This is a genomic window from Mesorhizobium sp. WSM3864 (assembly GCF_002294955.1).
Lineage (GTDB): Bacteria > Pseudomonadota > Alphaproteobacteria > Rhizobiales > Rhizobiaceae > Mesorhizobium.
The window spans coordinates 356,573-379,659 of sequence record NZ_NSGD01000003.1 but is presented as its reverse complement, the minus strand read 5'-3'; the positions used below and the strand labels follow the sequence as shown (position 1 = coordinate 379,659).

At 63.4% G+C, this 23,087-nt stretch carries 21 protein-coding genes; 14 read left to right on the top strand and 7 right to left on the bottom strand.

Going from position 1 to position 23,087, the window contains the following annotated elements; all coding sequences use genetic code 11:
- Positions 1 to 197 precede the first annotated feature (197 nt).
- Positions 198 to 1,028, bottom strand: a complete 831-nt coding sequence (locus CK215_RS09615; protein WP_067002767.1) for a MurR/RpiR family transcriptional regulator — start codon at positions 1,026 to 1,028, stop codon at positions 198 to 200.
- A 146-nt stretch (positions 1,029 to 1,174) separates the two neighbouring features.
- Here CK215_RS09615 and CK215_RS09610 point away from each other — a divergent pair, with 146 nt between their 5' ends.
- The 14 genes from CK215_RS09610 (at position 1,175) to CK215_RS09545 (ending at position 16,303) form a co-directional block, all read left to right on the top strand.
- Positions 1,175 to 1,993: an N-formylglutamate amidohydrolase gene (locus tag CK215_RS09610; protein ID WP_067002583.1), complete on the top strand. Its 819-nt coding sequence runs from the start codon at positions 1,175 to 1,177 to the stop codon at positions 1,991 to 1,993.
- A 22-nt stretch (positions 1,994 to 2,015) separates the two neighbouring features.
- Positions 2,016 to 3,572 carry an amino acid permease gene (locus CK215_RS09605; protein WP_067002581.1) on the top strand — a complete coding sequence of 519 codons (1,557 nt, stop codon included), beginning with the start codon at positions 2,016 to 2,018 and terminating at the stop codon, positions 3,570 to 3,572.
- Between the two features lie 87 nt (positions 3,573 to 3,659).
- Positions 3,660 to 5,030, top strand: a complete 1,371-nt coding sequence (locus CK215_RS09600; RefSeq protein ID WP_067002579.1) for a glutamine synthetase family protein — start codon at positions 3,660 to 3,662, stop codon at positions 5,028 to 5,030.
- Between the two features lie 70 nt (positions 5,031 to 5,100).
- Complete coding sequence (locus tag CK215_RS09595) at positions 5,101 to 5,511, top strand: hypothetical protein (RefSeq protein WP_067002576.1); 411 nt, start codon at positions 5,101 to 5,103, stop codon at positions 5,509 to 5,511.
- Entirely contained in the window at positions 5,501 to 5,917 is a 417-nt protein-coding gene (locus tag CK215_RS09590) for a type II toxin-antitoxin system VapC family toxin (protein WP_095781102.1), read from the top strand. Before CK215_RS09595 ends, CK215_RS09590 begins: the two co-directional genes overlap by 11 nt.
- Positions 5,918 to 5,941: 24 nt before the next feature.
- Positions 5,942 to 7,327 (top strand): aldehyde dehydrogenase family protein, encoded by a 1,386-nt coding sequence (locus tag CK215_RS09585; RefSeq protein WP_095781103.1) that lies wholly within the window; start codon positions 5,942 to 5,944, stop codon positions 7,325 to 7,327.
- Positions 7,328 to 7,343: 16 nt separating this feature from the next.
- Positions 7,344 to 8,516 (top strand): iron-containing alcohol dehydrogenase, encoded by a 1,173-nt coding sequence (locus CK215_RS09580; RefSeq protein ID WP_095830784.1) that lies wholly within the window; start codon positions 7,344 to 7,346, stop codon positions 8,514 to 8,516.
- Between the two features lie 241 nt (positions 8,517 to 8,757).
- Positions 8,758 to 9,864 (top strand): ABC transporter substrate-binding protein, encoded by a 1,107-nt coding sequence (locus tag CK215_RS09575; RefSeq protein ID WP_067002568.1) that lies wholly within the window; start codon positions 8,758 to 8,760, stop codon positions 9,862 to 9,864.
- A gap of 134 nt (positions 9,865 to 9,998) precedes the next feature.
- Positions 9,999 to 10,844 (top strand): ABC transporter permease subunit, encoded by an 846-nt coding sequence (locus CK215_RS09570; RefSeq protein ID WP_170950271.1) that lies wholly within the window; start codon positions 9,999 to 10,001, stop codon positions 10,842 to 10,844.
- Positions 10,841 to 11,632, top strand: coding sequence for an ABC transporter permease (locus CK215_RS09565; protein ID WP_095830782.1), 792 nt, complete (start codon positions 10,841 to 10,843; stop codon positions 11,630 to 11,632). The genes CK215_RS09570 and CK215_RS09565 overlap by 4 nt, the downstream gene beginning before the upstream one ends.
- 27 nt (positions 11,633 to 11,659) lie before the next feature.
- Entirely contained in the window at positions 11,660 to 12,724 is a 1,065-nt protein-coding gene (locus CK215_RS09560) for an ABC transporter ATP-binding protein (protein WP_067325862.1), read from the top strand.
- 145 nt (positions 12,725 to 12,869) lie between these two features.
- A complete protein-coding gene (locus CK215_RS09555) occupies positions 12,870 to 14,420 on the top strand; it encodes a sodium:proton antiporter (RefSeq protein ID WP_095830781.1) in 1,551 nt (516 codons plus the stop codon).
- A 112-nt stretch (positions 14,421 to 14,532) separates the two neighbouring features.
- The gene (locus CK215_RS09550) at positions 14,533 to 15,450 is read left to right on the top strand and encodes an endonuclease/exonuclease/phosphatase family protein (RefSeq protein WP_095830780.1); all 918 of its coding nucleotides are present in this window, start codon (positions 14,533 to 14,535) and stop codon (positions 15,448 to 15,450) included.
- Positions 15,451 to 15,457: 7 nt separating this feature from the next.
- On the top strand, positions 15,458 to 16,303 hold the full coding sequence (locus tag CK215_RS09545) for an EamA family transporter (RefSeq protein ID WP_067002559.1): 846 nt from the start codon (positions 15,458 to 15,460) through the stop codon (positions 16,301 to 16,303).
- Here the strand turns inward: CK215_RS09545 and CK215_RS09540 are convergent.
- The 6 genes from CK215_RS09540 to CK215_RS09515 all read right to left on the bottom strand — a co-directional run bounded on the left by CK215_RS09540 (position 16,290) and on the right by CK215_RS09515 (position 23,069).
- The gene (locus CK215_RS09540) at positions 16,290 to 17,525 is read right to left on the bottom strand and encodes an MFS transporter (protein ID WP_170950264.1); all 1,236 of its coding nucleotides are present in this window, start codon (positions 17,523 to 17,525) and stop codon (positions 16,290 to 16,292) included. The two genes, CK215_RS09545 and CK215_RS09540, sit on opposite strands and share 14 nt — an antisense overlap.
- Before the next feature lie 92 nt (positions 17,526 to 17,617).
- Positions 17,618 to 17,935 (bottom strand): Dabb family protein, encoded by a 318-nt coding sequence (locus CK215_RS09535; RefSeq protein WP_095830778.1) that lies wholly within the window; start codon positions 17,933 to 17,935, stop codon positions 17,618 to 17,620.
- 10 nt (positions 17,936 to 17,945) lie between these two features.
- Positions 17,946 to 19,574, bottom strand: a complete 1,629-nt coding sequence (locus CK215_RS09530; protein WP_095830777.1) for a choline dehydrogenase — start codon at positions 19,572 to 19,574, stop codon at positions 17,946 to 17,948.
- 12 nt (positions 19,575 to 19,586) lie between these two features.
- Entirely contained in the window at positions 19,587 to 20,348 is a 762-nt protein-coding gene (locus CK215_RS09525) for a 3-ketoacyl-ACP reductase (RefSeq protein WP_095830776.1), read from the bottom strand.
- The gene (locus CK215_RS09520; protein ID WP_095830775.1) at positions 20,345 to 21,847 is read right to left on the bottom strand and encodes a GMC family oxidoreductase; all 1,503 of its coding nucleotides are present in this window, start codon (positions 21,845 to 21,847) and stop codon (positions 20,345 to 20,347) included. The genes CK215_RS09525 and CK215_RS09520 overlap by 4 nt, the downstream gene beginning before the upstream one ends.
- 106 nt (positions 21,848 to 21,953) lie before the next feature.
- Complete coding sequence (locus CK215_RS09515; RefSeq protein ID WP_095800491.1) at positions 21,954 to 23,069, bottom strand: ABC transporter ATP-binding protein; 1,116 nt, start codon at positions 23,067 to 23,069, stop codon at positions 21,954 to 21,956.
- Between the last annotated feature and the right edge of the window lie 18 nt (positions 23,070 to 23,087).

The following is a 23,087-nucleotide window of genomic DNA, read 5'->3' as shown; positions in this document are numbered from 1 at the left end:
GAGAGCGATACCGGCCACGCCACATCATAATATCAGCGTTTTATGGCAATTATCACGCAAACGTGCACATTAAATCTCGGTAACGTGAAGCGGGATCATCGCTTCGGTCGCATCTTTTGCCGCAATTTGGGGGGCGCCGGCCGCCATTCGGTTAAAGCAAAACCGAACGGAAGCCGTTGCACGCTACCTGGAACTGCCTAGCGCAGGCTCTCCAGGTCGCGGATGCGCTTGGCGCCGGCGGCTTCGAGTTGCCTTGTGACCGCGCCGATCAGCGTTTCGGCGACGACAAAGAGGGCGGCGGATGAATCCCAGGCCGAAGGCACGGCGGTACGCCCGGCGATCACATGGCGGGCGAAGCGGGCGATCGGCGAGAGCCACTGATCGGTGAAGAGCACGATTTGGACGCCGCGCTGGTGCGCCTTCTCGGCAAAGCGGAGCAGACTTTCCTGGTAGCGCCTGATGTCGAAGATAACCAGCACGTCGCGCTTGCCCATGTCGATCAGCCGGTCGCGCCAGATGCTCTCCTGGCCCGCGAGGTGGTAGACGTCTGGCTGGATGATGGCGAGATGGGCTGCCATGTAGCGCGCCAGCGGATCGGTGAAGCGGCCGCCGATCAGAAAGGTCTTGCCGCGGCGCTCGGCAAGCCGTGCGGCAATGTCGGCCAACTGCTTGTCGGTAAGGTGCCGGAACGTCTCGCGCATGTTGTCGAGCGTCGCCTCCAGCATCGGCGAAACGGCGCCGCCATTGGCGGGCGACGCCGAGTTGAGCGTGCGAGAGGCCGGCGACTGCAATTGCGCGGCCAGTTCATCCTGCAGCGCCGACTGGAATTCGGGATAGTTCTGGAAACCCAACCTGGCGACGAAACGCAGAATCGTCGGTGAGGAGACTCCCGCCGCGGTCGAGAATTCGGCCACGGTCTTCAGCCCGGTCAGCGGATAGTTGGCAATCAGCGTCTGCGCGGCGCGGCGCTCGCCTGCCGGCATGGTGCCGATGCGGTCCGAAATCAGTTCGGCAATACTGGAGATCATCGTTTTCCCCACCCTTTGACCCGGTCGCCGCCGTTTTCGGAATTCCGCGTTTGACAAAGCCGCGTAAACTGTATGAAATCATTCACAGGGGCGCAATGAGGCAAATTACGTAACATAAGATACAGCGCTCCCGAGGGGACGGCAGTATGGAGAAAGCACGGCGCGCCAGCCTTGCACCGTCGGAGACCGTGAGGGTGACCAACCCCGGCGGCTCGAGCCCCTTCGTCCTCACCTGCGACCACGCCTCGAACTTCCTGCCCGCCGAATTCGGAACGCTCGGGCTGCCCGCCGAGGATCTCTCCCGGCATATCGCCTGGGATCCGGGCGCGCTGCCGGTCGCCAGCCGGATGGCCGACGCGCTCGACGCCACGCTGGTCGAAACCCGCATCTCGCGCCTGGTGATCGACTGCAACCGCCCGCTCGACGCGCCGGACCTCGTGCCGCCGGTCAGCGAGGCGACGGCCATTCCGGGCAATTCGAATCTCTCCGGCAAGCAACGCGCGGAGCGGATCGATCTCGCGTGGCGTCCGTTCCACGACACGATCGCCGAGATCATCGAGCAGCGGCTGGCGCTCGGCCAGGAAACGCGCCTGGTGTCGGTGCACTCCTTCACGCCGGTCTATAAGGGCAGGACCCGTCCCTGGCATATCGGCATCATCCATGACGACGATCGCCGGCTCGCCGCGCCGCTGATATCGGCGCTCAAGCGGCTCTCCGGCGTCACCGTTGGCGTCAACGAACCCTATTCGCCGGCCGACCGCGTCTATTTCACGCTGGAACGGCACGCGCGCTCGCGCGGCCTTGCCTGCGCGATGATCGAAATCCGCAACGACGAGATCTCCGGCGAGACCGGGCAGCGGAAATGGGCGGATCTGCTCACAGGCATATTCTCGAATCTGGAGCCCGAGGAGGCCAGGGGCTCCCGACAACGCGCAATGGGAAAGTCAGTACAGTCGGCCAGCTAAGAAACCACAGGGGACTTCCAACATGGCAGCAAATGACTACACCGAAGTCGACAAGGCTGAGGACATACAAGTCCTCCACAGCATGGGCTATGCCCAGGAACTGGAGCGGCGCCTCAGCCGCTTCTCGAATTTCGCGGTTTCCTTCTCCATCATCTGCATCCTGTCCGGCGGCATCAACTCGCTGGCGCAGGCGACCTCCGGCGCCGGCGGCATCGGCATCGGCATCGGCTGGCTGGTGGGCTGTTTCGTGTCGCTCACCTTCGCGGTCGCCATGTCGCAGATCAGCTCGGCCTATCCGACGGCCGGCGGCCTCTATCACTGGGGCTCGATCCTCGGCAATCGCGGCACCGGCTGGGTTACCGCCTGGCTCAACCTGCTTGGCCTGATCACCGTGCTCGGCGCCATCAATGTCGGCACCTGGACTTTCTTCGTCGGCGCTTTCGGGCCGGCGCTGGGCATTGAAAACAACTTGACCACCCAGACGATCTTCCTGGTCATCATCACCGGCGCGCAGGCGCTAATCAACCATCTGGGCATCAAGCTGACGGCAAAGCTCACCGACTTTTCGGGCTATCTGATCTTCTTCGGCTCGATCCTGATCGCGGTGGTCTGCCTGCTCTCGGCCGAGACCTGGGACTTCAGCCGCCTCTTCACCTTCCACAACTACTCAGGCGATGCCGGAGGCGGCGTGTGGCCGCAGGTCTCGAACGCCTGGGTCTTCGCGCTTGGCCTCCTGCTGCCGATCTATACGATCACCGGCTATGACGCCTCGGCGCACACGTCGGAGGAAACCATCAAGGCGGCTTCTTCCGTGCCGCGCGCGATGGTCATGTCGGTCATCTGGTCGGCGCTGTTCGGCTACCTGTTCCTGGCTGCCTTCGTGCTGATGATCCCGAACATGGACGAGGCCGCCAAGCAGGGCTGGAACGTGTTCTTCTGGGCCTTCGACCAGCGCGTCGGAACCGGACTGAAGGAGTTCGTCTATCTCGTCGTGTTCCTGGCACAGCTGCTGTGCGGCCTTGCCACCGTCACTTCGGCCTCGCGCATGATCTTCGCCTTCTCGCGAGACGGCGGCCTGCCGGGCTCGGCAGCGCTTTCCAAGGTCAGCCCGACCTATCGCACGCCCGTGGCGGCGATCTGGACAGCCTCGATCCTGTCGGTGCTGTTCGTGTGGGGCTCGTCGGTGGTCTCGGTCGCCGGCACCTCGGCCTACACGATTGTGGTGTCCTGCACCGTCATCTTCTTGTTCCTCTCCTTCACCGTGCCGATCGTGCTCGGCATGATGGCCTGGGGGACGCCGAAGTGGGACAAGATGGGGCCGTGGAACATGGGCCGCGGCATCTTCATGCTGTTCGGTCTGCTCTCGATCGTGTCGATGATCCTGATCTTCGTCATCGGCATCCAGCCGCCGAACGACTGGGCGCTCTACATCACCGTCGGCTTCTTCATCCTGACGGCGGTCGTCTGGTTCGCCTTCGAGCGCAACCGCTTCCAGGGGCCGCCGCTCGGCGACATTATCGCGGCGCGCCAGGCGGCGATCAAGGCGGCAGAGCAGGCGGTCGGCGAGACCGGCCACTGATATCGAACGTCATCGCCCTGGCCGGCGTCACGCCGGCCAGGGCTTCGTTTCTCCCTTTCAATCGACAAGTGTTGGAGTGCCAAAGGAATGGCCGGGAATTTCTCGTTCGATCAGTTGAAGAAAGCGGTCTCGAACGGCGAGGTCGACACGGTGCTGGCCTGCATCGTCGACATGCAGGGCCGGCTCGCGGGGAAGCGCTTCCTGGCCCAGTATTTCGTCGATTCCGCGCATGGCGAGACGCATGGCTGCAACTATCTGCTGGCCTGCGACATCGATATGGAGCCGGTGCCAGGCTACAAGGCGGCGAGCTGGTCGAAGGGTTATGGCGACTTTGTCATGAAACCCGACCTGTCGACGTTGCGGCGCGTCCCATGGCTGGAGAAGACGGCGCTGGTCATCTGCGACGTGCTCGATCATCACGACCATGAGGACCTTGCGCATTCGCCGCGCGCGATCCTGAAGAAGCAGGTCAAGCGCCTGAGCGAGCGCGGCTATATCGGCTACTTCGCCTCCGAGCTCGAATTCTACCTGTTCAGCGAAACCTATGAATCGGCGCGCAGGAAGCACTGGCAAGGGCTCGACAGCGCTTCGCCCTATATCGGCGACTACCAGATCGGCATCACCACCAAGGAAGAAGGCGTCATGCGCCGGCTCCGCAACGAGATGGAGGCAGCCGGTATCCCGATCGAAAATTCCAAGGGCGAGTGGGGTCCGGGCCAGGAAGAGATCAATGTGCGCTATGCCGAAGCACTCGAGATGGCGGATCGCCACGTCATCCTGAAGAACGGCGCCAAGGAGATCGCCGATTCCGAAGGCAAGGCCATCTCCTTCATGGCCAAGTACAATTACGGGCTCGCCGGCAATTCCAGCCACATCCATAATTCGCTGTGGAGCGCCGACGGCGGGACGCCGCTGTTCTTCGACAAAAACGCCGAATGGACGCTGTCGAGCCTCGGCCAGCAATGGGCGGCCGGCCAGCTCAAATACGCCAAGGAGTTCACCTGGTTCCTGGCGCCGTACATCAACTCCTACAAGCGCTTCCAGGCCGGCACCTTCGCACCGACCAAGATCATGTGGAGCGAGGACAACCGCACGGCGGGATTCCGGCTGTGCGGCGAGGGTACCAAAGGCATCCGCATGGAATGCCGCATCGGCGGCGCCGATCTCAACCCCTATCTCGCCTTCGCCGCGCTGATCGCGGCCGGTCTCGCCGGCATCGACGAGAAGCTGGAGCTGCAGAAGCCGTTTGTCGGCGACGCCTATCAGGCGTCGCAACTGCCGGAAATCCCGAAGACGCTGCGCGATGCCGCCGAGACGCTGGAAGGCTCCACGATGCTGAAGCAGGCCTTCGGCGAGGAGGTGATCGAGCACTATGTCCACACCGCCCGCTGGGAGCAGTTCGAATACGACCGCCGGATCACGGATTGGGAACTGCACCGGGGGTTTGAACGCTACTAAAGCTGTAGTCGACGTTGACTGAACCTAACTAAAGCTGTAGCCTTGGCTGGTTGAGTTCGGGAGCGTGAGAATGGGAAAGTATTCGCCTTTGCGTTCGTATCTTATGGCTCAAACCGGCGAGCGGGTTCCGATGTCGTTCAGCGACATCGAGAAGCTGCTTGGCGAAAAGCTGCCGGCGTCCAAGCAGTATCCGGCTTGGTGGAGCAATAACCCCAGCAACAATCCAATGACAAAGGAGTGGCTGGCCGCGGGGTTCCAGACTGAGTCCGTCAATATAGCGGGCGAAAATCTGGTCTTTCGGCGCGTTCAGCCAGGTTCCGGCACTTCAAAGGGGTTCGGCGAATCGGCTCAGGCCGAGATCGGCGGGACGCCGACACGGCACCCGATCTTCGGCTGCATGAAGGGAACGCTTACTATCCTCCCAGAGGTCGATCTGACGGAGCCTGTCGAGCAGGATTGGGGCAAGGTCTATGAAGACTGAGAACCTTCTGTTGGACACTTGCGCGGTCATCTGGATCTCGCAGGACGAACCGATAGCCGATGCGGCGACAACGGCTATCAGCAAGGCTCCTCAGTCCGGCACGCTGAACGTATCGGTCATGTCGGCATGGGAGATGGGCATGCTGGTGTCGAAGGGCAGGTTGCCGTCCACGAAGACGCCCGACCGTTGGTTCGACGAGTTCGTTGAGGCGGCGGCCGTCACAGTGGAAGGGGTGACGCCACGTATTCTCATAGCGGCCTCCTACCTTCCAGGTGTCGTTCACAGCGATCCAATGGATCGAATTCTGATAGCGACCGCGCGGGAGCGCGATTTGACTATCGTAACGCGTGACAGGGCCATTTTGGCCTATGCCGCGCAGGGTCATGTCAGAGCCATCGCCTGCTGAAAGAGTCAATTTGGAGACGTCTTCTTGGATACCGTAAAACTCAAATCACCCATCGACGGCTCGATCTATGCCGAGCGGCCGGTCGCGACGGATCAGGCGATCAACGCGGCGGTAGAGCGCGCCAGGGCGGCGCAGGAGAAGTGGGCCGAGACACCGGTCGCGGAGCGCGGCAAGTACATGCTGGCGATGCTGGAAGCGCTGGTCGGCATCAGCGACGAGATCGTGCCCGAGATCGCCTGGCAGATGGGGCGGCCGGTGCGCTATGGCGGCGAGTTCGGCGGCGTCAAGGAACGCACCAGCTACATGGTCGAGATCGCGGAAGCCGCGCTGAAGCCGATCATGGCCTCCAATCCGAAGGACGGCTTTCGCCGCTATGTCAAGAAGGTGCCGCTCGGCGTCGTGCTGGTGATCGCGCCGTGGAACTATCCGTATCTCACCGCGGTCAACACGATCGTGCCGGCGCTGATGGCCGGAAGCGCGGTCATCCTCAAGCATGCGGCGCAGACGCTGCTGGTCGGCGAGCGCTTCCAGCAGGCGTTCGACAAGGCGGGCCTGCCGAAAGGCCTGTTCCAGAACCTGGTCATGAACCACGACCAGACCGAAAGGCTGCTCGGCTCGGGCAAGATCGATCATGTCAACTTCACCGGCTCGGTCGCCGGCGGCCGGGCCATCGAGAAAGCCGCGGCCGGCACCTTCATGACGCTCGGTCTCGAGCTCGGCGGCAAGGATCCGGCCTATGTCCTTCCCGACGCCAAAATGGACCATGCGGTCGCCAATCTGGTCGACGGCGCCTTCTACAATTCCGGCCAATGCTGCTGCGGCATCGAGCGCGTCTACGTGCACGAAAAGGTCTATGACGAGTTCGTCGAAGGTTTTGTCGCCGAGACCAGGAACTATGTCGTCGGCAATCCGCTGGAGCAGGCGACGACCATGGGTCCGATGGCGCAGGCACGCTTCGCCGACCTGATCCGCGAGCAAAAGGCAGAGGCGCTGCGCAAGGGCGCCAAGGCGCATATCGACATGAAGGTGGAGAACGACAGGCCGGGCTCGCCCTATCTGGCGCCGGAAGTGCTGACCGGTGTCGACCACCAGATGAGCGTCATGCGCGAGGAAAGCTTCGGCCCGATCGTCGGCATCATGAAGGTGCGCGACGACGAGGAAGCCATCGCACTGATGAACGACAGCCCCTATGGGCTGACGGCCTCGATCTGGACGCGCGACACCGAGCGCGCCGTGGCGATCGGCGACCGGGTCCAGACAGGCACCGTGTTCATGAACCGCTGCGACTATCTCGATCCGGCGCTGGTCTGGACCGGCGTCAAGGACACCGGCAAGGGCGCGGCGCTGTCTGCCATCGGCTACGACAATCTGACCCGGCCGAAATCCTACCACCTGCGCGAAGCGATCTGAATTCGAAAGACAATCCATGTCCAAGCTCACCTCCAAATGGAACTACCCCACCACCGTCCGCTTCGGCGCGGGGCGCATCAAGGAACTGCCGGACGCGCTGGCTGCGTCAGGCATCAAGCGCCCGCTTTTCGTCACCGACCCGGGCCTGGCGAAGCTGCCCGTCGTCGCTTCGACACTGAAGATCCTCGACGATGCCAAGGTGCCTTATGGCGTCTTTTCCGAGGTGAAGCCGAACCCGGTCGAGTCCAACCTGACCGCCGGCATCGCCGTGTTCAAGAAAGGCAAGCATGACGGGGTCGTCGCTTTCGGCGGCGGCTCGGCGCTCGACCTCGGCAAGCTGATCGCCTTCCAGGCCGGGCAGACGCGTCCGGTATGGGATTTCGAGGACATCGGCGACTGGTGGACGCGCGCCAACTCGGAGGCGATCGCGCCGATCATCGCGGTGCCGACCACGGCGGGCACCGGTTCCGAGGTCGGCCGCGCCGGCGTCATCACCAATGAAGAGACCCACACCAAGAAAGTCATTTTCCATCCGAAGCTTCTGCCGGCGATCGTGATTGCGGATCCGGAGCTGTCGGTCGGCATGCCGCCCTTCATCACGGCCGGCACCGGCATGGACGCGCTTGCCCACTGCCTCGAAGCCTATTGCGCGCCGGGCTATCATCCGATGGCCGACGGCATCGCCGTGGAAGGCATCCGGCTGGTGTTCGAAAACCTGCCCAAGGCCTTCGCCAACGGCAAGGATCTGGTCGCCCGCGCGAATATGATGAGCGCGGCCGCGATGGGCGCGGCCGCCTTCCAGAAGGGGCTGGGCGCCATCCACTCTCTGTCGCATCCGATCGGCGCGCTCTACGACACCCATCACGGCATGACCAATGCGGTGTTCATGCCCTATGTCCTCGCCTTCAACCGCGATGCGATCGAGCACCGCATCGCGCGGCTCGCGGCCTATTGCGGCATCAAGGGCGGCTTCGATGGCTTCGCAAAAGCCGTCATCAAATTGCGCAAGGAGCTCAAGGTGCCGCATGCGCTGCCCGGCCTGATCAAGGGCCTCGACATGGACAAGAACCGCAAGACACTGATCGCCGACATGGCGGTGGTCGATCCGACCGCCGGCGGCAATCCGGTCAAGCTCACCAAGAAAGGGGCGCTTGCTCTGCTCGAAAATGCCATCGCAGGGTCTGTGTAAACCAATTTGCAGCGGAAAGTTGATCTGGAAACGAGGGGAAAGGAAAGGGCAACGGGCGGAATGCAAGGACGAGAATAATTAGCCGGAAAAAGAATCGCGAAGCGATTGCTACAGCCGGTTAAAGAGAGTTTACTTTTTCGTGTTGCGGGGTGCCGCTTTCACAAAGCTTTCATCTGGCTGTCATACGAAAACGATACCGCATCGCAGGCGTCCAATGGCGTCAGTTCAACGGAGAGAACACATGTTCAAATTCACGGGGAAAGTGCTTTCCCTTTCGGCCGCGGCGCTGTTTGCGTCGACGGTGATTTCGTCCGCCGACGCGATGGACGATCTCGTCAAGGCGGCGAAAGCCGAGGGCCAGCTCACCACCATCGCGCTGCCGCACGACTGGTGCGGCTACGGCGACGTCATCGCCGGCTTCAAGGCGAAGTATCCGGAGATCACCGTCAACGAGCTCAACCCGGATGCAGGCTCCGGCGATGAGATCGAGGCGATCAAAGCGAACAAGGACAACAAGGGCCCGCAGGCACCTGACGTCATCGACGTTGGCCTGTCCTTCGGTCCGTCCGCCAAGAAGGACGGCCTGATCCAGCCTTATAAAGTCTCGACCTGGGATTCCATTCCGGACAGCGCCAAGGACGCTGACGGCTACTGGACAGGCGACTATTATGGCGTGCTCTCGTTCCAGGTGAACAAGGATCTGGTCAAGGAATCGCCGACCGACTGGGCCGACCTGCTGAAGCCTGAATTCGCCAACTCGGTTGCCCTTGCCGGCGATCCGCGCGCTTCGAACCAGGCTATCCAGGCCGTCTACGCCGCCGGCCTTGCCAGCGGCGCTGCCGCTGGCGAAGCCGCAGGCACTGCCGGGCTCGAGTTTTTCAAGAAGCTCAATGCCGCCGGCAACTTCGTGCCGGTCATCGGCAAAACCGCGACGCTCGCCCAGGGCCAGACGCCGATCCTCGTCACCTGGGACTACAACGCGCTCTCCGGTCGCGACACGCTGAAGGGCAATCCCCCCGTTGACGTCATTGTGCCGAAGACCGGCGTTGTCGCCGGCGTTTACGTGCAGGCGATCAGCGCTTACGCGCCGCATCCGAATGCGGCCAAGCTTTGGCTGGAATATCTCTACTCCGACGAAGGCCAGATCGGCTGGCTGAAGGGCTATTGCCACCCGATCCGCTTCAACGATCTCGCCAAGAACGGCAAGGTTCCGGCGGATATGCTGGCGAAGATGCCTCCGGCCGAGTCCTATGCGGCCGCGGTGTTTCCGACGCTCGATGAACAGGGCAAGGCGAAAGAAGCCATCACCAAGAACTGGGACGCCGTTGTCGGCGCCAATGTGAAGTAAGCATCAAGATGGTCCGGGCGGCCCGATGGCCGCCCGGACTCCTTCCCAAAAACGGTAGCCGGCGCATGACCGATTTCTCGGTTTCCAATCAGGCAATTGCGGGCAAGGCCGCACCCCCCGGCGAAGCGCGCGCAATGCGGCTGCCGACGCACTGGCTTGGCGTAACGCCGTTCTTCGTCTTCGCCGTCATGTTCCTGATCCTGCCCACGCTCTACTTGATGCTGGGCGCCTTCCAGAACGAGGCGGGCGAGTTCACGTTCGCCAACATCGTCGCGCTTTTTTCGGCCAACATCGTTGCCGCCTACTGGATTTCGATAAAGGTCAGCCTGGCGTCATCGCTGATCGGCGCCTTCGCCGGTCTTGCCATCGCCATCGCCATCGTGCGCGGGGGCCTGCCCAACTGGATACGGTCGGGGACGCTGACGTTTTCCGGTGTCGCGTCCAATTTCGCCGGAGTGCCACTGGCTTTCGCCTTCATCGCGACGCTAGGCCGGCTGGGCCTCGTCACCGTGCTGCTCAACACGCTGGTCGGGTTCAACATCTATGCGCATGGCTTCAACCTGCTGTCGTTCTGGGGTCTGACGATCACCTATGTCTATTTCCAGATTCCGCTGATGGTGGTCATCATCGTGCCGGCGATCGACGGGCTAAAAAGGGAATGGGGCGAAGCCGCCGCCACGCTCGGCGCCACCCAGGCGCAATACTGGCGCTTGGTCGTCATCCCGGTGCTTTGGCCGAGCTTCCTCGGCACCGTCATCCTGCTCTTCGCCAATGCCTTCGGGGCGATCGCCACCGCCTATGCGCTGACCGGCTCGTCGCTCAACATCGTGCCGATCCTGCTCTACGCCCAGATCCGCGGCGACGTGCTGCACAATGCCCATCTCGGTTACGCGATCGCCTTCGGCATGATCGTCATCACCGGGCTTGCCAACATCTTCTACATCTGGTTCCGGACGCGCTCGGAGAGGTGGCTGAAATGAAATCCGGCAGGTTCTGGGCCTGGGTCGTCTTTGTCCTCGGCACGGCGTATTTCTTCATCCCGCTGATCGCGACGATCGAGTTCTCGCTGCGCATGCGCCGCGGCGTCTATTCCCTGGACGCCTACAAGGTCGTGCTCGGCGACAGCCAGTTCCAGGCGACCTTCATGTTTTCGGTGGTCGTCGCCATCTTCACCATTCTCCTCGGCGTGCTGATCGTCGTGCCTACGGCCTACTGGATCCGCCTTCGCATGCCGCAGATCAGGCCGATCGTCGAGTTCATCACGCTGCTGCCGCTGGTGATCCCGGCCATCGTCATCGTCTTCGGCTATATCAGGATGTATGGGTCGAATTCGCCGCTGCCGTTCCTGGCAACCAATCCAGGCGCGAATGCTCTGCTGGTCATCGGCTATGCAACGCTTGCACTGCCATACATGTACCGCGCCGTCGACACCGGGCTTCGCACCATCGACGTGCGCACGTTGACGGAAGCAGCGCAGATCCTGGGCGCCGGCTGGGGCACGATCATCAGCCGCGTGATCCTGCCCAATGTGCTGATCGCGGTGCTTTCGGGCGCATTCCTGACCTTCGCCATCGTGATCGGCGAATTCACCATGGCCAGCCTGCTCAACCGGCCGGCATTCGGCCCGTATTTGCAGAATCTTGTGGCCAACCGCGCCTATGAGCCGGCGGCGCTGTCGATCATCGCGTTCGTCATAACCTGGGGCTGCATGTCGCTGATCCAGATCTTGTCCCGTTTCGCGCCGAAATCGGCGAACCGCCCCAATTGAGCGAAGTACCGACCGAAAGAAAAAGCCATGGCCGAGCCGTTCCTCTCCATCCAGCATGTGCGAAAGTCCTTCGGCGCCACAACCGTGGTCGAGGATTTCAACCTCGATGTCGCGCCGGGCGAATTCGTCTCCTTCCTCGGTCCGTCCGGCTGCGGCAAGACGACGGTGTTGCGCATGGTGGCCGGCTTCGAGGAGCCCTCGGCCGGCAAGATCGTGGTTAGCGGCAAGGACATCACCAGGCTGAAGCCCAACCAGCGCAATATCGGCATGGTGTTCCAGGCCTATGCGCTGTTTCCCAACCTCACTGTGGCGCAGAATATCGGGTTCGGACTGAAGGTGGCGGGCATGCCCAGGGCGGCCATCGATTCCCGTGTCGCGGAGATGCTCGACATCATCAGGCTGCCGCAGATGGCCGACCGCTATCCCTACCAGCTCTCCGGCGGCCAGCAGCAGCGCATCGCGCTGGCGCGCGCCATTGCGCCGAAGCCGAAGCTTTTGCTGCTCGACGAGCCGCTGTCGGCGCTGGACGCCAAAGTGCGCATTTCGCTGCGAGAGGAAATCCGCTCGATCCAGAAGAAGCTCGGCATAACCACCATCTTCGTGACGCATGACCAGGAAGAGGCGCTGTCGATCTCCGACCGCATCGCGGTCATGTATGGCGGCAAGGCCGAACAGGTCGGCACGCCGTTCGAGATCTACAACCGGCCGGCGACCAAGTTCGTTGCCAATTTCGTCGGCACGCTCAACGTGCTGGAAGGCAAGGTCACCGATGCCGCGTCCGGCAAGGTGCGGGTCAACACGCAGGAAGTCTCGCTGAAGGGCAAGCTCAACGGGTCGAAGTCCGGCGACACGCTGTCGCTGGCGCTGCGGCCCGAAGCGATTTCGCTCGGACGCCAGCCCGGCCACGACACCAGCCTTTCGGGCGAGATCGCCGAAGTGCATTTCCTCGGCTCGGTCATCCGGGTGCGCGTCGGCATCGGCGGCAACACGGTATCGCTCGACACCTTCAACAACTCGGCGACGCCGCCGCCTGTCGTCGGCGAGAAGGCGGACATCTCTTTCTCGTCGGGCGACATGCTGGTGCTGCACTAGGGTGAATAGTGAATAAGTGAATGGTAGTCGGCGAAGAGAGCACGTTACGTGCTCGAATTCTCTCTGATGATGCCCGTTCACCATTCACCATTCACCATTCGTTTTTTGCAGTGCCAAAGGCCTGGTTCCATCGCTACGATGAGTCATGGCGCTTTTCGAGCTCACCCTCATTCTGCTTCTGATCGCCGTCGGGCTGACGGCGTTGTCGCGATGGCTGGGGATACCTTATCCCTCCCTGCTGGCCTTGGCCGGAGTGGGGATCGCCTTTCTGCCAGGTGCGCCGACCATCGAGATCGATCCGGAACTGGCGCTTGCCCTGTTCATCGCGCCGGTGCTTCTCGATGCCGCCTATGATACGTCGCTGCGCGACCTGAAGCGCTACCGGCTGTCGCTGGTGCTGCTGGCGTTGGGCGCGGTTGTCTTCACCACCGTGGTCGTCGCCTTCGTCGGCTGGAAGATGGCCGGTCTGCCGATCGCGGCGGCGATCGCGCTCGGCGCCATCGTCGCGCCGCCGGACGCCGTGGCGGCGAGCGCCGTGCTTGGCCAGTTCAAGGTGCCGCACCGCCTCAACGCCATCCTGCAAGGGGAGAGCCTGCTCAACGACGCCACGGCGCTTCTGATCTACCGCATCGCCGTTTCGGCCGCGGTCGGCTCGGTCATGCTGAGCGATGCGGTGCCGGTGATCCTTCTGTCGACGGTCGGCAGCGTCGCCGCCGGCTATCTGTTCGGCCGCCTCTCGCTGCTGACGCTGACGCGCATCGAGGATGCGGCAAGCAGCACCGTGGTGCAGTTTGCCGGAACCTTTGCCGTCTGGATCATCGCCGACAGGATCGGCCTTTCCGCCATCATCACCATCGTCGTCTATGCCATCACCATCGCGCGCACCGCGCCGCGCCAGATGTCGGCCAGACGCCGCGTCAGCACCTACTCGGTCTGGGAGTCGGCAGTGTTCGTGCTCAATGTGCTGGCTTTCGTGCTGATGGGCCTGCAGGCCCGGTCGATCGTCGGCAGGCTCTCCGGCGATGGGCAGGGCGATGAATTTGTCTTCGCCGCAACGGTGCTGGCCGTTGTCGTCGTGGCACGCCTCGTCTGGGTGTTTGGCTACGTCGCGATCATACGGCGGTTCGCCCGCTTCGACAGCAAAGAGCAAAGGCGGGATGCGCCGACATTCGGGGGCGCCTTGCTTGTCGGCTGGTGCGGCATGCGTGGGCTGGTGAGCCTGGTGGTGGCCATTGCATTGCCGGCCAATTTCCCTGGCCGGGACCCGATCGTGCTTGCCGCCTTTGCGGTCGTGCTCGGCACGCTGGTGCTGCAAGGCATGAGCTTGAAGCCGCTGCTGCGCTGGCTCAATTTCGAAGAGGATACGACGATAGATCGCGAAGTGGCGCAGGCACGCGTTGCCATCATGGAAGCCGCGCTCGACGTCCTGAGCCGCAAGACGTCTGCCGCTGCGGACGTCGTGCGCGAGCAGTACGAGGCCCAACGAAAGATCGCCGAGAATCCTGAGGATGCGCAGGCGGCCACCGAATACGACCGGCTGCGCCTCTATGCCATCAAGCGGCAGCGCGATAGGCTCGAAGAATTGCGCCGCGACGGTACGATCGGCGACGAAGCCTATCACCGTCTGGAAGAAGAAATCGACTGGTCCGAGCTGGCAGCATCGCCGGCGGGGCGGTTCCAGTCGCTCACGACCTAGACGATGCCAGGGTCGGCGGTCATGACTGGACCATCCCGCACGTCGATGGCGTCCATTGCAACGCGATGGCCGAGGCGCTAGTGCCGTGGCCGGATATTCAGCCGGTTAATCGATGAAGCTGGTCAGCTACAACATCCAGTACGGCTACGGCAGCGACGGCCGCTACGATCTGGCGCGCGCCACGCGCCTCGTCGACGGCGCCGACATTGTCGCCCTGCAGGAAGTGGAGCGGCACTGGCAGCGCAGCAACGGCGACGACCAGCCGGAAATCCTATCCAAGCTGCTGCCCGACTATCACTGGGTGTACGGTCCGGCCTTCGACATGGACGCCAGCGAAAAGCGTGACGGGCGCATCGTCAACCGACGCAGGCAGTTCGGCACGATGCTTCTGTCGAAGCTGCCGATCGTCTGGTCGCGGCTGCATGCGCTGCCGCTGCGCCGCACGCTCAAGCCCCTCAACACGCGCAACGCCGCACTGGAGTGCATGATCCGGACGCCGGCGGGATCGGTGCGGGTTTTCTCGCTGCATCTTGCCCATATCGCGGCCGAAGAGCGGCTGGAGCAGATCGACTATCTGCTCGCCGAACAGCGCCGCGCGCCGTCCGATGGCGGTCCCTGGAGCGGCGCCGATGACGAGCCGCAGCGCAACTGGGCGAATGGCGAGCCGGAGCCGGAAAACCCGCTGGCGGCGATCTGGCTCGGCGATTTCAACATGGAGCCGGGAAGTGCGGAATACCGGCGCATCGTCGGCAGCACGCCCTATCATCGCGGCGCCGTCTATATCGACGGGTTCGTCGATGCCGCAGCCGTCGCCGCCAAGCCGGTGGCGGACTTCCACACGCATGAAAAGATCATCGAGGGCAAGCTGGCGAAACGCCGGCTCGATCATTGCTTCGTTGGCGGCATGCTGGCCGGGCGGGTGCGTTCCGTGAGCGCCGATATCGGCGAAGTGGCCTCCGACCATTTCCCGCTCAGGGTCGATATCGATCTGGAAACGCCAGGCATCGCCGCTGGGCTTGCAGGCGGGTGAGGCGGGCATGACGCTTTTCGTCTTCCTCGCGGTGCTGTCGGCGGCCGCCATGCACGCGATCTGGAACGCGTTGGTCAAGGTGCACCTCGACCGCTTCCTGTCGATCACCTTGATGACGCTCGGCATGGGGGCTGCGGCGCTGCTGGCGCTGCCTTTCGTTGAAGTGCCGAAAGCCGAGGTCTGGCCATTCATCCTCGCCTCGGTCTTCTTCCATATGGGCTACCGGACGTTTCTGATCGGCGCTTACAAGGCCGGCGATTTCGCTCAGACCTATCCGCTGGCGCGCGGTACCGCGCCGCTGCTCTCCGCGCTCGGCGGCATCGTTCTGCTCGGAGAGATACCGGCGCCACTCTCCATCTTCGGCATCGTGCTTCTGTCGGCAGGCACGCTGGTCATGTCGTTTCGCGGCGGTGTGCATCTTGAACGGTTCAATCTGCGCGCCGTCAGCTTCGCGCTCGGCACATCGATCTTCATTGCCAGCTACACGCTGTCGGACGGCAGCGGCGCGCGGCTGGCGGCAACCGCGCAAAGCTATGCGGCCTGGCTGTTCGTCTGCGACGCCCTCTGGGCGCTGGTGCTGTGCATCGCCTTTCGCGGGCCGCAGTCGCTGCCCCTGCTGGCGCGGGACTGGAAGGCGGGCCTCTTCACCGGCGTGCTCAGCGGCGCCGCCTACTGGATAGTGATGTGGGCGATGACCAAGGCGCCGATCGCCTCGGTCGCGTCGCTGCGCGAGACCTCGATCCTGTTCGCCATGCTGATCTCGGTGCTGGCGCTGGGCGAGAAGATGACGGCATGGCGCGCCGCCGCGGCGCTGGGCATCGTCGCGGGCGTGGTGGCGCTCAGACTGGGCTGACTTCCCGGTCGATCACGGTCATGACCTCGCCACGCTTCTCGGGGCTGAAGCGGATCACGACGATGATGCAGACGGCGACCACGCCGGCAAACAATGCCAGCGCATAGCCATAGCTGCCTCCCGGCGCTTCGGCGATGCCGGCCTGATACGGGCCGCCATAGGAGGCCGCCAGATTGCCGGCCTGGTAGATGAAGCCAGGCAAGGTCGCCCGCACGGAGCCCGGCGATAGCTCGTTGAGATGCACCGGAATGACGCCCCAGGCGCCTTGCACCGCCACCTGCATGATGAAGGCGCCGAGCGCCAGCATGAAGGGCGTCGTCGTATAGGCCCAGAGCGGAATAGCCGGCAGGGCAATGACGCAGGCGAGCGTGATGGCGTTTATGCGCCCGATTTTTTCCGACAGCGCGCCGAACGCCAGACCGCCGACAATGGCGCCGATATTGGCGACGATGGTGATCCAGCTCACCGTGTGCGGATCGAAGCCGTGCTGCTTCTTCAGGAAGGTCGGGTAGAGGTCCTGCGTGCCATGGCTGAAGAAGTTGAAGAACATCATCAGCACCACGGCATAGAGCGCGATGCCCCAGTGCTTCTGCAGCGTTACGAGGAGGCCTGGCCGCGCCTGCGCCCGGCCTGAGACGAAGGCGGGCGATTCAGGCACGTGCGAGCGGATGAAGAGCACGATCAGCGCCGGCACGAAGCTCAGCAGGAACATGGCGCGCCAGCCGAAGGTGAAATCGCCGATCTTCTGGCCGTAGAGCAGCCCATAGACAACTGCCGCCAGCAGATATCCCGCCGGATAGCCGCATTGCAGTATGCCCGAAACCATGCCGCGGGCGCTGGGCGGAATGGATTCCATGGCGAGCGAGCTGCCAAGGCCCCATTCGCCGCCCATCGCGATGCCGAACAGCGCCCGAAGCGCCAGGAATATGCCGAGATTGGGCGAGAAGGCCGCCAGCGCCCCGATCACCGAATAGCTGACGATGTTGAGCATCAGCAGCGGTTTGCGCCCATATCTATCGGCCAGCATGCCGAACAAGAACGCGCCGATGAATCGCGTGGCCAAGGTCAGGAACAGCGCCTTGGAGACCGCCGGGACATCGGTGTGGAATTCAGCGGCGATATCGGTGAGCAGGAATGTCAGAAGGAAGAAATCAAAAGCGTCGAGCGTCCAGCCCAGGAAAGATGCGAGTACGGTTTTCTTCTGCTCCGAGGTGAGACTCAATTCGCTGCTCCTTTGCATCCGCGAAAGGAACGATATGTTCCATGCGGTGCAAAAGAGAACGGGTCATTTGCCGGTTTCCGATCAACCGGCGGTCACATTTCCGTAAACTCCAAGTCGAGGACCATCAGCCCGTCGGTGCCCCCTTCGAGCGCGGCCACCAGGCGAGCGCCGGCGCGCTGATGCGCCTCGTGCGCCAAATAGGCGTCGCGGGCGGCAGCATCGCGGAAATCGATGGTAAAGCCATGGCCGAAGCCGCGCGCGAACGACTCCGGGCTGACATTGGCGCTGAAATGAACCTTGCCCATGCCGTCGATGGCCGAGCGCAGCGCTTCGAGATCGGCGTGAATCGCGGCGCGCTCGGCCGCGGAGGTGCGGTCGCCGAAGCGGACAAAGACGCAGTGGCGGATCATTGTTCTTCCCTCAAGCCGCCTTATTGCCCTTGAACACGGCCGGCGGCAGCGGCTCGCGTCCGAGGATCAGATCGGCGCCCTTCTCGCCGACCATGATGGTCGGCGCATTGGTGTTGGAGGAAGGGACACGCGGCATCACCGACGCGTCGCAGACCCGCAGGCCGTCGATGCCGCGCAGCCTGAGATCGGGCGCCACCACAGCCATCGCATCATGGCCCATGCGGCAGGTGCCGACGGGATGGTGATCGGTCTTGGACGAGCGGCAGGCATAGTCGAAGAGATCGGCGTCGCTTTGCAGGGCAGGGCCGGGCAGCACCTCGCGCTGCACAAAAGGCTGCAGCGCCTTCTGCCGCATGATCTCGCGCGCCAGCCGCAGGCCCTTGATCGACATGTCGCGATCGTAGGAATTGGACCAGTAGTTCGGGTCGATCAGCGGATGATCGGCGGGATCGTCGCTCTTCAATCGCACCGTGCCGCGCGAGCGCGGGCGCAGGAAGGCGGAGTTCAGCGTCACGCCGGGATTCTTCAGCTTCTCGACCCCGGCCTCGATGCCGGAGCCGAGACCGAGATGGAACTGGATGTCGGGCGAGGCGGCGGTCGGATCGGCGTACCAGAAGCCTCCGGTCTCGAACAGGCTGGAGGCGACCGGGCCCTTCTTCAAAAGCACGTATTGCAGGCCGGCCCACATCGTGCGGTGCAGCTTGGCATAGTTGTCATAGGTGTGGTCGCCGGTGCATTCGGCGATCACGAACAGGTCGAGATGGTCCTGCATGTTGGAGCCGACGCCGGGCAGGTCATGGACCGGCGTGACGCCGACCGACTTCAGATGATCGGCCGGGCCAATGCCGGATTGCATCAAGAGCTTTGGCGAGCCGATGGCGCCGGAGGAGATGATCACCTCGCGTTCCGCGCGCAGGATCGTCTTCTCTCCGCCCGGCTTGTCGACGATCTCGACGCCGATGGCGCGGCCTTTCTCGACGACGACGCGGGTGACGAGTACATCGGTTCTGACCGTCAGGTTCTTGCGGGCGCGGATAGGCTTCAGATAGGCGACCGAGGCGGAGGAGCGCCGCGCGTCCTTCTGGGTGAGCTGGTAATAGCCGACGCCTTCCTGGCTGGCGCCGTTGAAATCCGGATTGAAGGGGATTCCCATCTCCTGGCCGGCGCGGAAATAGGCCTCGCAGATCGGCAGCGGCGAGATCGGGTTGGAAACGCCGAGCGGCCCCTGGTCGCCGTGATAATCGTTGGCGAAGCGCTGGTTGTTCTCGGCGCGCTTGAAATAGGGCAGCACATCGCGATAGCCCCAGCCGGCTAGGCCCTCTTCCTTCTCCCAGGCGTCATAGTCGCGGGCGTTGCCGCGCGTGTAGATCTGGGCGTTGATCGACGAGCCGCCGCCGACAACCTTGGCTTGGGTGTACCAGAAGACGCGGTCCTTCATGTGCTTCTGCGGCACCGTCGACCAGCCCCAGGAAGCGATGCCCTTGGTCATCTTGGCGAAGCCTGCCGGCATGTGGATCAGCGGGTGCCAATCCTTGCCGCCGGCTTCGAGCAGCAGGACTGAATTGGTCGGCTCCTCGCTCAGTCGGTTGGCCAGCACGCAACCGGCCGGTCCGGCGCCAACGATGATGTAGTCAGCCATGGTTCCACTCACTCACAAACGGGGCACGGAGAGCGCGCCGTCGACATCGATGACCGATCCGGTTGCAAAGCCGAATTTTCCGCTCGCTAGTGCGGCCACCACAGCGCCGATATCGGCGCCCTCGCCCCACCGTTTGGCCGGAACCAACCCGCCTTCTATCAGCGCGTCATATTTGGCGGATACGCCTGCCGTCATGTCGGTGCGGATGATGCCCGGCCGCACCTCGAACACGCCGATGTTTTCCGCGGCGAGCCGCAGCGCCAGGTTCTTCACCCACATCGAAAGCCCTGCCTTTGAGATGCAGTAGTCGGCGCGCTCCGGCGAGGCCATTGTCGCGCTGACCGAGGTGATGGTGACGATCGACCTCGCAAAGCTGGCGGGTGTCGCCAGCATCGCCTTGGCGACGGCCTGGCTGAGGAACACCGTGCCGCGCAGATTGATGTTTAGCGCGTGGTCGAAATTATCAGGCTTCATTTCCAGAAGGTCGCCGCGCACGACGGCGCCTATGCCGGCGTTGTTGACGAGGCAATCGATGCTGCCGAAGGCGTCCACCGCCGTCGCGACCAGTTTTGGATGGCCGGCGAGATCAGCGATGTCACAGCTGGCATAGGCAAACTTCGCGCCGCGCGCGGCGATGCTTTCGGCAAGTCCATCGGCCGGCTTGTCCGCAAGGTCGGCAACAAGAATATCGAAGCCGGCATCGGCCAGCGCCTCGGCGCAGGCAAGGCCGATGCCGCGCGCGCCGCCGGTGACGATGGCTGCCGGGCGGGTCATGCCGCGAACTCCCTCTTGCGGATATGGTCTGCCACGCGCAGCGCCTGGGCTGCGATCGACAGCGCCGGATTGACCGCCGCCGAGGTCGGCAGGAAGCCGGCGTCCACGACGAACAGGTTCTTATGGTCGTAAGCACGACAGAACGTATCGAGTGGCGCCGTCGCGGGGTCGTTGCCCATGCGCACCGTGCCGCACTGGTGCGAGGGCGTGCGCTTGTCGAAGGGGCGCGACAGCACGATCGGGTAACCGCAGGCGCGGAAGTTTTCGCGCATCACTTTGGTCAGGCCTTCCAGCGACTGCATGTTGGAGCGCCGCCACTGCATGACGATCTCCTTGCCGTCGACCAGGATGCGGCTTTCAGGATCGGGCAGGTCCTCGCACATCAGGTACCAATCGACGGCGTGGCCGGCCATGAAATCGAGCGCGAATCTCGGCGCCAGCTTCACATTGGCCCGCAGCATGTTGCCGTCGATCTTGCCGAGCAGTTGCACGTTGCCGAGTGGTTTACCGCCCTTGCCGTCCGACAGATAATAGTCGTTGAGCATCAGCGTCTTCTGGTAGACGGCGTCGTTGCGGCGGCGCGGGTCGATCGCCAGCATCGCGCTCGAATTGTGGTTCATGAAATTGCGGCCGACCTGGTCGGAACTGTTGGCGAGGCCTTTGCCGTTTGTCGAGGGCGAGCGCAGCAGGATGACGGCGGAGTTGATCGCGCCGGCCGACAGGATGACCAGCTTCGGCGAGAGCGTCCTTTGCGCGCCGTTCTGCGTGTAATGAATGGCGGCAATCGATTTGCCGTCCGGCGAGGCCTCGAGCCAGTCGACATGGGCGCCGGTTTCGAGCTTGATGTTCTTGTCATTGAGCGCCGCCGCCAGAGGCCCGGTCTGGGCGTCGACCTTGCCTTGCCCGGTGTTCGGAAAAGCATCCCAGCCGGTCTTGCCCTCCTTCAGCCAGGCTTCGATGTCGACGCCGAGCGGCAGCGAGGCCGGATGCAGGCCGAGGCCTTTGAGCTCGGCGCGGGCACGCGCGATCGAAGGTTCGTCGGGCACCGGCTTGAAGGCATAGGGAATCGAATGGAACGGCTCGGTCGGATCCTCGCCGAGCGCGCCGCGCACGCGGAAAAGCTGCTCGGCCTTCGAATACCAGGGTTCGAACTCGTCATAGGAGAACGGCCAGGCCGGCGAGACACCGCCGAAATGCTCCAGCTCGGAGAAATCCTCCTTGCGGTAGCGGATCAGCACCGCGCCGAAAAATTTCGAGTTGCCGCCGACATAATAGTAATTGCCGGGGTTGAACGCGGCGCCGCCGGCCTCGCGCCACATCTCCTTCGGCCGGTAATGCCCGTCGACGAAGATCGACCGCGTCGAGCGCGCATGCGGCGTCGCGGGCAGCGGTTCACCGCGTTCCAGGATCAGGATCGAGACGCCGCTGCCGGCCAAGCCGGAGGCGATCGTGGCGCCGCCGATGCCGGAGCCGATGATGACGATATCTGGATTTGTCATGGTCTAAAGCGCGTCGTGACTGAACCGACGGGAACGACGCGCTTTAGATCTTTGTCTTGACGCATGTCGCTGCCCCAAAACCGGATCCACTTTTGGGCGACATGCATCAGAGAATGCGCTTCTCGGTCGCCGGGTCGAAGAACACCGCCTTGCTGAGATTGAAGGCCAGCGGCGTGCTGGTGCCGGGCTGGATCCTGGCGTCGGCGCGCAGCCGCGCCACCACGCCCTTGCCGCCGAGATTGGTGACGGCGAATGTGTCCGATCCCGCCGGCTCGACCACTTCGATGTGGCAGTCGGCGGTGGCGATTTCGGATCCGTTGCGCTCGGCGCCTTCTGGATCGGTCAGCGCTTCCGGGCGCACGCCGAAAATGACCGGCTTGTCCTTGAAGGCCGCCAGGCCGGTCGGCGCGCCGGGCAGCGACAGAGTGATCGGCTGGCGCGCCTCACGATCGAGAACGACCGAGAGCCCGCCGCCATTGGCGCCGATCTTGGCCGGGATCAGGTTCATCGCCGGCGAGCCCATGAAATCGGCGACGAAGACATTGGTGGGGTTGTTGTAGACTTCGGCCGGCGTGCCGAACTGCTGTACCTCGCCGTCGCGCATCACGGCGATCTTGGTCGCCAGCGTCATCGCCTCGATCTGGTCGTGGGTGACATAGACGATCGTGGTGCCGGTCGTGGCGTGCAGGCGCTTGATCTCGATGCGCATGTCGACGCGCAGCTTGGCGTCGAGATTGGAAAGCGGCTCGTCAAACAGGAAGAGTTTCGGGTCGCGCACCAGCGCCCGGCCCATGGCGACGCGCTGGCGCTGGCCGCCGGAAAGCTGGCTGGGCTTGCGGTTGAGCAGGTGACCGATCTGCAGTATCTTTGCCACCTTGTCGATCGCCGCCTGGCGCTCCGCCGCCGGCACGCCGCGCATCTCCATGCCGAAGGCGATGTTTCCGGCAACCGTCATGTTCGGATAGAGCGCGTAGCTCTGGAAGACCATGGCGATGTCGCGCTTCGAGGGATGCAGATCGTTGATCGCGCGGCCGTCGACGCGGATCTGGCCCTCGGTGATGGTTTCCAGCCCGGCAATGGTGTTGAGCAGGGTGGACTTGCCGCAGCCGGACGGGCCGACCAGCACCAGGAAGCCGCCCTTTTCGAGCTCGACATCGATGCCCTTCAGGATCTCGACATTCCCGAAGCGCTTCTTCAGCCCATCAATTTCCAGAAAAGCCATGGTCGTTCCTTCAGAAAA